Origin of the sequence: Sphingobium scionense, assembly GCF_014197035.1 — a bacterium.
Lineage (GTDB): Bacteria > Pseudomonadota > Alphaproteobacteria > Sphingomonadales > Sphingomonadaceae > Sphingobium > Sphingobium scionense.
In genome coordinates, this window is sequence record NZ_JACIEU010000002.1 from 44,608 (window position 1) to 56,098 (window position 11,491).

The following is an 11,491-nucleotide window of genomic DNA, read 5'->3' on the forward strand; positions in this document are numbered from 1 at the left end:
TGCCTGATCCCTTACATCTTGTAGGTCAGGCGCAGATAACCGAACTGGCCCGGCACATCATAGGTGGTGGGATCGAAATTGGCGCTGTCGCAGGTGAAGCAGGCCGGCGGATCCTGATCGAACAGATTGTTGACGCCGAAGGTCAGCCGGGTGCGATGGTCCATCCAGGCCGGCGAGATATAGAGCTGGATGTCACCATAGAAGGTGCGGCCCAGCGAATGCTCGCCGTCGCGTTCATCGACACCGCTGATATAGCGGCCGGTGAAGGACGCGCCATAGCCCGGCGTCGACCAGTCGAGCGTCGCATTGGCCTTGAACTTGGGATAGGCCTGATCCGGGCTGCCGCGTTCGGTGCCGGCATATTTCTGGGTCGGCGCATTCAGGTCGGCCGGCGGCTCGACATTATATTTGAACAGCCAGGCTGCGTTGACGTTCAGGCCGATCGTGCCGTTCGAAATCACCGGCGAGCGATAGTTGAACGAGGCGTCGATACCGTCGGTCTTGATGGCGTTCAGGTTCTGCAACACGCCGTTGATGCCCGCGACGCTGCCGCTGCCGGTGCGGCTGATGGCGGCGCAGCTCACCGGATCGGCTTCATAGGCACAGCGCGACAGGGTCAGCGAGGCCGGGACCGAGTCGATCGCGTTCTTGAGGCTGATATTATAGTAATTGACCTCCAGCGTCAGGGTGCTGGCATAATTGCCGCGGGCCCAGGACGGGCTGTAGACGCCGCCGAGCGTCCAGGTCTTGGCGGTTTCCGGCTTCAGCGCGGTCGACCCCTGTGAGAAGATGCCGAGCTGGCCGCCGGTCGGTTCGGCATAGCTGCCATTGGCCGGCACGCCGTTGGCGATACAGTTGGCGCGGACCGTGGCATTGGTCTGGAAGGCGCCGCCCGGTGCGCTGGTGCAGGGGTCGTCGATCGTCGCGTCGGTGCGCGAACGGCCGGCATAGAGTTCGCCGATGCTCGGCGCGCGCAGGCTTTCGGCATAGCCGCCGCGGAACAGCAGATCCTTGACCGGCTTCCACAGGCCCGACGCGGTGAAGGTCGTGTTGCTGCCAAAGCTGCTATAGTTGGAATGGCGGACCGCGCCGTCCAGCTCCAGCTTCTGGAAGAAGGGCACGTCGGCGAGGATCGGGATGCGGATTTCGCCATAGACTTCATCGACATTGAAGCTGCCCGCCGCCGGGCTGGTCGGCACGTCGGCGCCAAGGCCCGCCGTGATGATCGGGTCGGGGGTGTAGCTCGCCCGCTGGTTACGATGTTCATAGCCGACCGCGAAGGCGACCGCGCCGCCGGGCAGGTTGAACAATTCGCCCGACAGGTTGGCGGTGGCGTCCCACAATTCCTGGGTGCTGCGGTCATGCTCGTCGAACGTCACATAATCCAGCATGGCCTGGGTGATCGATCCCGCGCCGCCGAAGATGTTGAACGGCACGCATTCGCCGGTGCAGTTGCCGACCGGACCCAGCGCCTGGGCCAGCTTGGATGCGTTCAGGTTGCCGGTGAAGGTCTGGTGCGCATTGTTGCTGCCATAGATGCCGTTGACGTCCCAATACCAGGTGCGCGAACCGACATCGAAGGAACCGTCCAGCGTCGCGGCCATGGTCATGGTATCGACGCTCTGGGTGAAGGTGCGCGGGCCGCCTTCGATGAAGCGGCGGCGGACGGTCGAATAATTGGCCGGCGACCCGTCCGCCCCGGACGAGAGCGTCACGCCGAACGGGTTATAGGGGTTGCTGGCATCGATCGAGATGGTGTCGAGCAGATTGCCGTTGCCGGCATCCGGTCCGATGAACAGCGGCAGCGGCGCGGCGATCGTGGTCGATCCGCGATGCTGATAGACCATGCGCGTGCGCAGGTTGATATTGTCGCTCAGTTCCGCCTTCAGATTGATGAAGCCGCCATAGCGCTCGGACGGGGTGAGCAGATAATTATAGGGCTGGAAGTTGAAGGAGTCGGTCGCCGAGCTGTAGTTGCGATAGTCCGACAGCACCGGGGCACGGCCGATGACCGGGTTGCTGAGCGTCAGGCTCTGGCCCAGCACGTCATAGCGGCCATTGGGCGTCGCGCTGGAACAGCCACCGGCGGCGCAACTGGTAGCGCCGGGGGTAGGCCATTGCGAGATCGAGCGGGCCGAGGTGCCGACGCTGCCCTGGTTCACATAATTGGCGCCGAACACGATCGACACGCGCTCGCTCTGGACGCCATAGCTGGCATTGATGTCCCAGGTGTCGCCATCGCCCTGTTCATAGGTGCCGAACTGGGCCGAAAGGTCGAGCCCCTTCTGCGACTGTTTGGTGATGATGTTGACGACGCCGGCGATTGCGTCCGAACCATAAAGCGGGGAGGCGCCCGACTGCAGCACCTCGACCCGTTCGATCATGTTGGCGGGGATCGAATTGAGGTCGACCGAGGCGGGAATGCCGCCGGCCGCCGACCCGTTCACATAGCGCATGCCATCGACCAGGATCAGCGTGCGCTTGGCGCCCAGATAGCGCAGATCGACTTCGGCCGAGCCGGAGCTGACGCCTGTGCCGTCGGGCGGACCGCCGATATTGCCGGCATTGTTGACCTTGGTATTGAGGCCGCCGGCGGCGCTCGGGATGCGCTGCAGCACGTCGGCGATGGAAGAGAGGCCGGTCCGCGCGATCGCTTCCTGATCGACGGTGACGATCGGCTTGTCCTGATCCAGCGGATTTTGGCGAATGCGCGATCCGGTAACGATGATGGCCCCGGCATCACCGGCCTGCGGTGCGGTGGATTGGGCGAAAGACGGTGCGTTATGGAGGAAGGCGGACAGCAGGACGCCGGTTTTCAGGAACTCTTTCAAGCGCATATTTCACCCCTCAGAAATCAGACCTGAGGGGGAGTGTTGCCATTCTATGACAGCAAGGCAATCTGCCTCATGCTGCGCTGCACCGTGGGTAGCACGAATTTTGCCATATGTTGCTGTGACGCAACAAACATGTTCGGTCTGTCGCTGGTTTGAACCTATTGATCGTCGGGTTTTGCTCTGGCGTCCGTTTCTTCCACGATCTCGATGATGCAGTCGCCGGTCTGGAGCGCTCGCGCGCCGTCTTCCCAGAAGCCGATCGGATGGTCGCCGCGATAGATGCGCAGGCCAAGGCCGGTGCCGATCGCGGACAAAGGCTGCCCGATTTCCTGCGGCAGGACAGGCCGTTCGTTCAGCTTCACCCGGCCGCCCGATGCGGCGAGATCGGCCATGTAATCGGCAATATGCTTGCCACTGGTGCTGCCCGCCAGCAGCAGCCCGGCAAAGCTGACCGGATTGATGACGGTGGTGGCGCCGGCCTGGCGCGCGGGCAGCTCATTATCCTCGTTGCGCACGACGATGCTGATCGGCAGGCGCGGGGCCAGGTGGCGGGCGGTCAGCGTGATCAGGATCGACGTGTCGTCGCGCCCGGCGGACACGATCATGCTGCGGGCGCGGTGGATCGCGACATCCTTCAGCGTCTTGTCGCGCGTGCTGTCGCCGCACAGCACGTTGCAGCCCAGCCCCTCGGCCAGGTCCAGCGCCTTTTCGCTGCCGTCGATCACCACGATCTCGCGCGGGTCGGTGCCGCGCGCCAGCAGTTCGTTCACCGCCTCCTGGCCGCTGGTGCCGAAACCGGTGACGACGATATGATTGTGCAGATCGGCCTGAATACGTGCCATGCGCCACCTGTAGAGGATGTTGCGGAAGAAGAGATTATAGGCTGTGCCCAGGAAAATGACCCAGACGAACAGCCGGATCGGTGTCACCAGCAACGCCTCGAACAGGCGCGCCTCCGGGCTGACCGGCACGATGTCGCCATAGCCCACGGTCGTGACTGTAACCGTGGTAAAATAGAGGACGTCGACGAAGCTGATCTGATTGTCGAGATTGTCCTTGAGGCCATCGCGCCCGACCCAGTGGATCAGCAGCACCAGCGCGATCAGGCCGAACACCAGCACCACCCGCCAGCACAGGTCCGCCCAGACCGGCAGCGACGATTGCCGGCGCAGAAAGCCGGCGGTCGGGGCGGCGTGGCTTTGCCGGCGGATGTTCATGGGCTGGGCAGCTGGGTCATGGGATTGATCGGCACCCGGTCCTTGCGCAGTTCGAAATGCAGCTTCGGCTTGCTGGCATAGCCGGTGTCGCCGCTCAGGCCAATCACCTGACCTTTGGTCACCTTCTGCCCGCGCACCACGTCGATCCGGTTGGCATGGCCATAGGCGCTGACCCAGCCGCTGCCATGGGTGATGAGGACCAGGCCGCCGAACACCGCGATGCTGTCGCCGGCATAGGCGACGACGCCGTCGGCCGCCGCCCTGATCGGCGTGCCGATCGGCGCGGCAATGTCGATGCCGTTATTCTTGGCGCCGCTTTCGCCCGGGCCGAAGCGTGAGAGGATAGCGCCTTTCAGCGGCCAGGCGAACTGGCCGGAAAAGCCATCGGGCTGGGCGATCGGTACATTGGAGGGCAGGGGGCGGGGCTGCGCCTTGGCCACCGTGCGCGGCTTTTCCTCGATGACGGCCGGCTGGCCGCCGGTCAGCACATCGTCGATGTCGATGCGGAAGGCGGCGGCGCGCTGCTCCAGGCTGGATGCGGGCGCCCGGACCGGCTGCGTCGCCACCGGCGCGGCCGGCATCTCGCCACCAGGCAGCAGCAGCCGTTGCCCGCGCCGCAGCACATAGGGTTCGGTCAGGCCGTTGATGTCGACAATGTCGCTCCATCGCACACCGTAAGCGACGGCGATGGCGATGCCGGTCTCGCCCTCCGCCACCGCATGATAGCGGCCGCCGGGGATCGACAGGCTCTGGCCCGGCCGCAGCGCATAGGGCGGCTGCAGGCCATTGGCCCGCGCGATCGCCTCCGACCCTGCGCCGGTGCGGTTGCCGACGCCGCGTAGCGTGTCGCCAGGCTGCACGCTGTAGCTGCTGGCGGTGACGGTTCGGGCGTTCGCGGACACCTGCTGCGCCGTCCAGACCGGCTTGCGCTCGATCATCTGCGGTTCGGGCTTGGCCGGCTGCGGCGGCATGCTGGGCGATGGCGGAATGGAGGTCGCCGAAGGGGGCAGGGGCGCGGCATAGGGGGCGCTGTCCTGCACCGGGGCGGGGATACAGCCCGCCAGCAGCAGCGGCAGCGGCGCCATGGGCAGCCAGCGCCGCCCCTTGTCATGTCCAGCCATTTGGTCTCCCCCCGGAGCGAGTATCAGTCCGAAAATGCCTGCGCCGTCGCCGCCAGCGCGCCATCCTGCGTCAGATCATAATGGAGTGGCGTCACCGCGATATAATCTTCTGCAATCGCCGCCAGATCGGTCCCCTCGGGCGCGGAATCGCTACGGCCGAGGCCAAACCAGTAATAGCGATAGCCGCGCGGGTCGGTCCCCTCGATGATCTTGGTGCGGTCGATGTCATGGAAGCCCTGCCGGGTGACGCGCACGCCCTTGACCCTGTCCGGGTCGATCGCTGGAAAATTGACGTTGAACAGCAGGCGCGGGCTGGCCGGCATCGCGATCAGCGGGCGCAGCACCCGCTCGCCCCAGGCTTCGGCGGCGGCAAAGGGCACCGCGTCGCCCATCGCCTCACGGGCATAGACCTGGCTCAGCGCGATCGACTTGATGCCGGAAATCGCGCCCTCCATCGCGGCCGCGACGGTGCCCGAATAGGTCACGTCCTCGGCCAGGTTGGCCCCGCGATTGACGCCCGACAGCACCAGGTCTGGTTTCGCCTCCTTCATCAGATGGCCGACTGCCATCATCACCGCATCGGTCGGCGTGCCGGTGACGCTGTAATGTTTGTCGCCATGCTTGCGGATGCGCAGCGGGCGGGTCAGCGTCAGGCTGTGGCCCGCGCCGGACTGTTCTTCGCTGGGCGCGACGATCCAGATATCGTCGGACAGGGTGCGGGCGATCGCCTCCAGCACCTTCAGCCCCGGCGCATGGACGCCATCGTCATTGGTGAGGAGGATGCGCATCGCCCTTAAGTCCCTTGCTTATCGCGGCTCCAGCTTCGTGATGCCGCCCATATAGGGCGCCAGCACCTCGGGCACGATCACGCTGCCGTCGGCCTGCTGGTAATTTTCCAGCACCGCGACCAGCGTGCGCCCCACCGCCAGGCCCGATCCGTTGAGGGTGTGGAGGAAGCGGGTCGCCTTCTCCCCCTCCGGCTTGTAGCGGGCGTTCATCCGCCGCGCCTGGAAATCGCCGCAGTTGGAGACGGAACTGATCTCGCGATAGGTCGCCTGGCTCGGCAGCCAGACTTCCAGGTCATAGGTCTTGCGCGCGCCAAAGCCCATGTCGCCGCTGCACAGCAGCATCTTGCGATAGGGCAGGTTCAGCGCCTGCAAAATGCCCTCGGCCGCCTGCACCATCCGCTCATGCTCGGCGTCCGAATCCTCGGGTGCGCAGATCGCGACCAGTTCGACCTTCTCGAACTGATGCTGGCGGATGAAGCCGCGCGTGTCGCGCCCGGCCGATCCGGCCTCTGACCGGAAACAGGGGGTCAGTGCGGTCAGACGCACCGGCAGGGTGTCGGTCGGCACGATCTGCTCGGCGACCAGATTGGTCAGCGACACTTCGGCGGTCGGGATCAGCCAGCGGCCATCGGTGGTGCGGAACAGATCCTCGGCGAATTTGGGCAACTGGCCGGTGCCGAACAAGGCCTCGTCGCGCACCAGCAGCGGCGGATTGGTTTCCTCATAGCCGTTGGTGCCGGTCTGGGTGTCCAGCATATATTGCGCCAGCGCGCGGTGCAGCCGCGCCATCTGGCCACGCAGCGCGGTGAAGCGCGCGCCTGACAGCGCCGCGCCGCCCTCGAAATCCAGTCCCAGCGCCGGGCCGAAATCGGCATGGTCCTGGGCCGTAAAATCGAACTCGCGGATATTGCCCCAGCGGCTCAGCTCGACATTGCCGGCTTCATCCTCGCCCTGCGGCACATCGTCGGCGGGCAGGTTGGGGATCGCCGCCAGCATGGCATTGAGCGTGGCGCCGACCTCGGCCTCTGCCGCTTCCAGCGCCGGCGTGCCTTCCTTCAGCGCCGCGACCTCGGCCTTCAGCGCCTCGGCCTTTGCCATGTCCTTGGCCGCCATCGCCTGGCCGATCGCCTTGCTCGCCTCGTTGCGGCGGGCCTGCCCCTGCTGCAACTCCGTCTTGAGCGCGCGGCTCTTCTCGTCCAGCGCCAATATGTCGGCGGACAGCGGGGCCAGGCCACGGCGCGCCAGTGCGGCGTCGAAAGCGGCGGGATTTTCGCGGATGAAGCGGATGTCGTGCATCGCTGCCCTATGCCGCTGCGGCCCCGGCCATGCAACCCTGCGCCTCGCCGACCGTTGGTCCGATATTGAGCGAAACAGCCAAGGAGACGATGATGCAGATCGATCATGATGCGATGGTGCTGGTGGCCGATGGCCGCAAGCTGCTGTTCTTCCGCAACAAGGGCGATGCGCAATATCCCAATCTGGAGGCGGAATCGGTCAGGCAGCAGGATAATCCCGCCCATCTGGCGCAGGCATCCGACAAGGCTGGCCGGGCGTCGTCGACCGGCACGGCATCGGGCACGATGGGGGAGAATAATTTTCACGAGCTGGAAGAGCAGCGTTTCGCGGCAGAGGCGGCAGACCTGCTGAAACGCCGCGCCTTCGCCCAGGAATATGAAAAGCTGATCATCGTCGCCCCGCCGACCGCGCTGGGCGAGATGCGCAAACATTATCACAAGGAAGTGCAGGACCGGCTGGTCGGCGAAATTGCCAAGGATCTGGCCAATCATCCCGTGGCCGAGATCGAGAAGATCATCGCCCGCAGTTGAGCGGGCCGGCATGGAAAAGGAAAAAGGGCGGCCCCTGGGCCGCCCTTTTTTGTTCGCTATCAGATATTGCCGGTGCGGATGATCGGGATCGGCCGGGCCGGGCCATGGCCCTCGATCGACAGTTCGGCATTGCGATCGGCCAGCCGCTTGCGGACCAGCAGGGCGGCGGCGCCGGCACCGAACAGCAGCACCATAGGTGGCGCCGGCACGTCGGTCGGCGGCGGCGGGCCGGGCGGCGTCCCCGAAGATGTCCCCGACGAGGTCGAGGAGGACGTCGAGCTGCTGGTGGAACTGCTTGTCGACGTGCTGCCGAAGCTCGACGACCCGGTCGAGGTCGAACTGGACGTAGAGGTCGACGTCGCCCCCGATGAAGAGGATGTCGACGTGGACGTCGAACTGGACGTCGATGTCGAGGTGGATGTCGATGTCGACGTTGTGGTGGTGGTTCCACCCGGCGGGGTCGGGGAATCCGATCCGCTGGTCGTCGAGGTTGGAGGAGTCGGCGCGCCGGAGCCGCTCGAGCCGGTCGAACCTGTGGTGGAGATAACCACCGTGCCGCCGCCGCTGCTGCCGCCACCAAAGAAGCCACCGATGAAGCCGCTGCTGCCGCCAAAGCCGCCGCTGCCGCCAACCGGCACCGGAGTCGGCGCGGGGCCACCAGCCATAAGCGGCAGGGCGGCCTGAACCGGCGGCGGGGGCAGGGGGATGGGGGGCGAGGGCGTGGTCACGGTCACGCGGATCGGTGCGGGCTTCTTGGCCGGCGGGCGCTTGGCGGTGGCCAGGACGCGCTGGCGCGGCTTGGCCTTCACGCTCTTGGTGCTGTAGACCGTTGCCGGGCGCGCATTTTCCGCCACATGGACGGCGCCCCCGCCAATGATGGCGCCGCCGCAAGTGCAGGCGCACAATTTTGCCAAAGCCATCCGAACCGACATAGGATCTTCTCTAGTCCTGTTATCCCATTCCCGCCAGCGGACCTTCCGTAGCGTGAACCGAGCCATTCCCTACTGCATAACAACGCAAAATAAAGCGTTAACTGCAAGAGCATTAACCATGTTGATGGTGTCAAAGTTCAGAAAAACCGGGCGTTTGAGTCAATCGGGATAGTTAACGTGTCATTGTGGTACGCTCATGGCAGCCTGCATGAAGATGACGAGGGGTGGCTCGGGGAAAACCCGGATGGAGTCGCGATGCACCTTTCGCGTGCGCCCAGCGGTCGGGCGCATGCGCCGGGGTGCGCATTGCCCGCTTGTATCGCCTCGTCGTGGTGGCTATGAGGCGCGCTCAAACAAAAGTCATGGGCGCCCGGAACTTACAGCGCCGGGGCCTCTCGAGTCGGAGAGCCAGATGGCATCGGTACTGAATTCCGATAAAGACGGTGTGAAGCCGCCAAAATCGACCGTAACACTCCCGGACGATTATCGTCCGTCGGCTGACGAAGAATTCATGAACCCCCTGCAGCAGGAATATTTCCGGCAGCGTCTCTGGGACTGGAAGAAACAGATATTGTCGGAAGCGGAAGGCACGCTGGCGGTGCTGCAGAATGAGCCGCTGCGTGAACCCGACCTCAACGACCGCGCGTCGAGCGAGACCGACTGGTCGATCGAACTGCGCACCCGCGACCGCCAGCGCAAGCTGATCTCCAAGATCGACGCGGCGCTCCGCCGTATCGACGAAGGCGAATATGGCTATTGCGAAGTCACCGGCGAGCCGATCTCGCTGGGCCGGCTGGAAGCCCGCCCGATCGCGACCATGACGGTCGAGGCGCAGGAGCGGCACGAGCGTCAGGAAAAAGTCTCCCGCGACGATTAACCCTTTCTCCACGTCGCATGACTATCCTGTTGGCCAAGTGTCATTTTGCGGGAATAGTCATGGACAAGGTAACGGGGAATTCTGATCGGGGACCGGCTCGTTCCGCGCCGCGCGACAGTCTGTTCCTGCTCACCAGCCTCAGCACGCCGGACGGTGTCGATCTGGGCAAGGCGCGTGTGCGCAATCTGTCGGCCACCGGCCTGATGGCGGATTGCGAACGCGCCATCCCCGCGGGGACGCGTCTCTGCCTCGAATTGCGCGGCGTCGGCGCCGTCGAAGGGGCTGTCGCCTGGTCGCGCGATGACAAGATCGGTGTCGCTTTCGATGCACCGATCGATCCGCAACTGGCGCGTAAGCCTGTGGCCAAGGGCGTGTCGCGTCAGGCGCTGCCGGACTATCTGCGGACGAGTTCGATCACGCGTCGTTGAACCTTGCTGATGATGGAATGCTGATAAGGCCCCGCCGGTTCGCCGCGCGGGGCTTTTTCATGCCCGCTGATCCGGCTCGGGGTGGCCCCTGTCATCGTCAGGTCATCTTCCCCAGCTAGGCGTCATCCGTTGCACTATGTCGAAAATCTGGCCGGGGTTCCGGCTGGATCGATGCTGTGCGTCCCGCTGGCAGGAAAATGGCCGGTCCGGTGATCCGGCCCCGGCCTTTTCCTGGAAGAAGAGGGCTTAGTGGCGACCGCCCATTTCTTCCTTCACCCGCAATTTCTGCTTTTTCAGCGAGGCGACGAGAATATCGTCGGGCATCGGTCGACTCGTCTCGGCCTTGATTCGGGCCTCGAGACCGGCGTGCTTTGCGGAAAGAGCTGAAATGTGGGAATTTTCCATGACATTCTCCTTACGAGGGTGATGGATGACGAAGTAGATCATGATTCGGCGGACCTGTCTCGCGATGATTCGCGCTTTGCGATGGGCCGTCGGTAAAATTGCGATGGCCCGCGCGTCCGCGCCGGGCTATCAGGAGAGGCTATGGTGGGTTCGGAAGGCGGGGGCTTGGTGAGCCGCGAAGACATTATGCGCCGGTTGGAGCTGCTGCGGGTCGAGCATCGGGATCTCGATGCCGCCATTGCCGCGCTGGTCGACGGCGGGGCGGGGGACCAGATGCAGGTCGCGCGCCTCAAGAAGCGCAAGCTGCGCCTGCGCGACGAGATTGCCGCGCTGGAAGATGCGCTGGTCCCGGACATCATCGCCTGATGCGCCCGCTGCGTCGCAATAATGCGTGGCAGCGGCGTAAAGCGATCCCAAATGGGACAGGCGGGCTTCCGGCGCGTTTCACGGCCCTGACAATCGCACCGCGATATGTCAGCTAGGCCTATGCGCAACGCAGCCGCCCTTGATCCTGGCCTTCATCGCCGCCTCGTCGATGGCCTCTATATGGAGGCGATGGTGATGGCGGACGAGGCCCGCTCCTATTTCGACGCGGGCGAGGCCGGACAGTTTGCGGCGGACGATCCGCTGCGCCGCGTATCCTTCGCCTGCGAATCGCTCAAGGTCACGACCCGGCTGATGCACATCATTGCCTGGTTGCTCAGCCAGCGCGCCTGGCAGCGCGGCGAGATCAACGACGCGGAGGTTGTCGAGGAAAAATATCGCCTCGGCCGCGCCACCGCGACGGAATCGGGCATTGCGGGCGATTTCCCCTTCGCCGCCCGTGCGCTGATCGAGGCGAGCCAGGAACTTTATGGACGGGTCGCCCGGCTGGAGGAGCGGATGCTGTCCCCGGACGCGCCACTGGTCGACAGTCCGGCCCGCGCACTGCTGGATCGGCTGAACACCGCCTTCTGACCATCGGGCCATCGCCATCTCTTGGCTGGCATAATCGCCCCGACTTGGTCTAGACCGGTCGCATGACCCATGGCTTGCGGACAGGGCGCCGCTTTCCCGTTGATCC

At 64.8% G+C, this 11,491-nt stretch carries 13 protein-coding genes; 6 read left to right on the forward strand and 7 right to left on the reverse strand.

The annotated features are described in order from the left end of the window. Nucleotides 1–11 precede the first annotated feature (11 nt). The 5 genes from GGQ90_RS02080 to serS form a co-directional block, all read right to left on the reverse strand. A complete protein-coding gene (locus GGQ90_RS02080) occupies nucleotides 12–2,837 on the reverse strand; it encodes a TonB-dependent receptor domain-containing protein (protein ID WP_188080607.1) in 2,826 nt (941 codons plus the stop codon). Nucleotides 2,838–2,992: 155 nt separating this feature from the next. Further along, the gene (locus tag GGQ90_RS02085; protein ID WP_188080608.1) at nucleotides 2,993–4,051 is read right to left on the reverse strand and encodes a potassium channel family protein; all 1,059 of its coding nucleotides are present in this window, start codon (nucleotides 4,049–4,051) and stop codon (nucleotides 2,993–2,995) included. Next, entirely contained in the window at nucleotides 4,048–5,172 is a 1,125-nt protein-coding gene (locus GGQ90_RS02090) for a peptidoglycan DD-metalloendopeptidase family protein (RefSeq protein ID WP_380767352.1), read from the reverse strand. The genes GGQ90_RS02085 and GGQ90_RS02090 overlap by 4 nt, the downstream gene beginning before the upstream one ends. Before the next feature lie 23 nt (nucleotides 5,173–5,195). After that, entirely contained in the window at nucleotides 5,196–5,960 is a 765-nt protein-coding gene (gene surE, locus GGQ90_RS02095; protein WP_188080609.1) for a 5'/3'-nucleotidase SurE, read from the reverse strand. A gap of 18 nt (nucleotides 5,961–5,978) precedes the next feature. Further along, nucleotides 5,979–7,256: a serine--tRNA ligase gene (gene serS / locus GGQ90_RS02100; protein WP_188080610.1), complete on the reverse strand. Its 1,278-nt coding sequence runs from the start codon at nucleotides 7,254–7,256 to the stop codon at nucleotides 5,979–5,981. A gap of 92 nt (nucleotides 7,257–7,348) precedes the next feature. On the opposite strand from serS, the gene GGQ90_RS02105 reads away from it, so the two are divergent. Next, on the forward strand, nucleotides 7,349–7,786 hold the full coding sequence (locus GGQ90_RS02105) for a host attachment family protein (RefSeq protein WP_188080865.1): 438 nt from the start codon (nucleotides 7,349–7,351) through the stop codon (nucleotides 7,784–7,786). 59 nt (nucleotides 7,787–7,845) lie between these two features. On the opposite strand, the gene GGQ90_RS29630 is transcribed toward GGQ90_RS02105, so the two are convergent. Continuing rightward, nucleotides 7,846–7,980, reverse strand: a complete 135-nt coding sequence (locus tag GGQ90_RS29630; protein ID WP_281391415.1) for a hypothetical protein — start codon at nucleotides 7,978–7,980, stop codon at nucleotides 7,846–7,848. Here GGQ90_RS29630 and GGQ90_RS02110 point away from each other — a divergent pair. The 3 genes from GGQ90_RS02110 to GGQ90_RS02120 all read left to right on the forward strand — a co-directional run bounded on the left by GGQ90_RS02110 (nucleotide 7,934) and on the right by GGQ90_RS02120 (nucleotide 10,023). Then, the gene (locus GGQ90_RS02110) at nucleotides 7,934–8,470 is read left to right on the forward strand and encodes a hypothetical protein (RefSeq protein WP_223178052.1); all 537 of its coding nucleotides are present in this window, start codon (nucleotides 7,934–7,936) and stop codon (nucleotides 8,468–8,470) included. The genes GGQ90_RS29630 and GGQ90_RS02110 overlap by 47 nt on opposite strands. Before the next feature lie 660 nt (nucleotides 8,471–9,130). Continuing rightward, nucleotides 9,131–9,595: an RNA polymerase-binding protein DksA gene (gene dksA, locus GGQ90_RS02115; protein WP_004211401.1), complete on the forward strand. Its 465-nt coding sequence runs from the start codon at nucleotides 9,131–9,133 to the stop codon at nucleotides 9,593–9,595. Nucleotides 9,596–9,654: 59 nt separating this feature from the next. Next, complete coding sequence (locus GGQ90_RS02120) at nucleotides 9,655–10,023, forward strand: PilZ domain-containing protein (protein ID WP_188080611.1); 369 nt, start codon at nucleotides 9,655–9,657, stop codon at nucleotides 10,021–10,023. A 246-nt stretch (nucleotides 10,024–10,269) separates the two neighbouring features. On the opposite strand, the gene GGQ90_RS02125 is transcribed toward GGQ90_RS02120, so the two are convergent. Beyond that, on the reverse strand, nucleotides 10,270–10,428 hold the full coding sequence (locus GGQ90_RS02125) for a YdcH family protein (protein WP_188080612.1): 159 nt from the start codon (nucleotides 10,426–10,428) through the stop codon (nucleotides 10,270–10,272). Between the two features lie 186 nt (nucleotides 10,429–10,614). Between GGQ90_RS02125 and GGQ90_RS02130 the strand changes: the two genes are divergently transcribed. Both GGQ90_RS02130 and GGQ90_RS02135 read left to right on the forward strand, forming a co-directional pair. Further along, nucleotides 10,615–10,794 (forward strand): YdcH family protein, encoded by a 180-nt coding sequence (locus GGQ90_RS02130; protein WP_188080866.1) that lies wholly within the window; start codon nucleotides 10,615–10,617, stop codon nucleotides 10,792–10,794. A gap of 120 nt (nucleotides 10,795–10,914) precedes the next feature. After that, on the forward strand, nucleotides 10,915–11,385 hold the full coding sequence (locus GGQ90_RS02135) for a DUF1465 family protein (protein WP_188080613.1): 471 nt from the start codon (nucleotides 10,915–10,917) through the stop codon (nucleotides 11,383–11,385). Nucleotides 11,386–11,491: the final 106 nt, after the last annotated feature.

Bases quoted from the DNA above. Each gene is read 5' to 3' on its own strand.
- dksA (WP_004211401.1), top strand. From the start codon at position 9,131: ATGGCATCGGTACTGAATTCCGATAAAGACGGTGTGAAGCCGCCAAAA.
- GGQ90_RS02120 (WP_188080611.1), top strand. From the start codon at position 9,655: ATGGACAAGGTAACGGGGAATTCTGATCGGGGACCGGCTCGTTCCGCG.
- GGQ90_RS29630 (WP_281391415.1), bottom strand. From the start codon at position 7,980: ATGGTGCTGCTGTTCGGTGCCGGCGCCGCCGCCCTGCTGGTCCGCAAG.
- GGQ90_RS02090 (WP_380767352.1), bottom strand. From the start codon at position 5,172: ATGGCTGGACATGACAAGGGGCGGCGCTGGCTGCCCATGGCGCCGCTG.
- GGQ90_RS02125 (WP_188080612.1), bottom strand. From the start codon at position 10,428: ATGGAAAATTCCCACATTTCAGCTCTTTCCGCAAAGCACGCCGGTCTC.
- GGQ90_RS02080 (WP_188080607.1), bottom strand. From the start codon at position 2,837: ATGCGCTTGAAAGAGTTCCTGAAAACCGGCGTCCTGCTGTCCGCCTTC.
- GGQ90_RS02105 (WP_188080865.1), top strand. From the start codon at position 7,349: ATGCAGATCGATCATGATGCGATGGTGCTGGTGGCCGATGGCCGCAAG.
- serS (WP_188080610.1), bottom strand. From the start codon at position 7,256: ATGCACGACATCCGCTTCATCCGCGAAAATCCCGCCGCTTTCGACGCC.
- GGQ90_RS02130 (WP_188080866.1), top strand. From the start codon at position 10,615: ATGCGCCGGTTGGAGCTGCTGCGGGTCGAGCATCGGGATCTCGATGCC.
- surE (WP_188080609.1), bottom strand. From the start codon at position 5,960: ATGCGCATCCTCCTCACCAATGACGATGGCGTCCATGCGCCGGGGCTG.
- GGQ90_RS02085 (WP_188080608.1), bottom strand. From the start codon at position 4,051: ATGAACATCCGCCGGCAAAGCCACGCCGCCCCGACCGCCGGCTTTCTG.
- GGQ90_RS02135 (WP_188080613.1), top strand. From the start codon at position 10,915: ATGCGCAACGCAGCCGCCCTTGATCCTGGCCTTCATCGCCGCCTCGTC.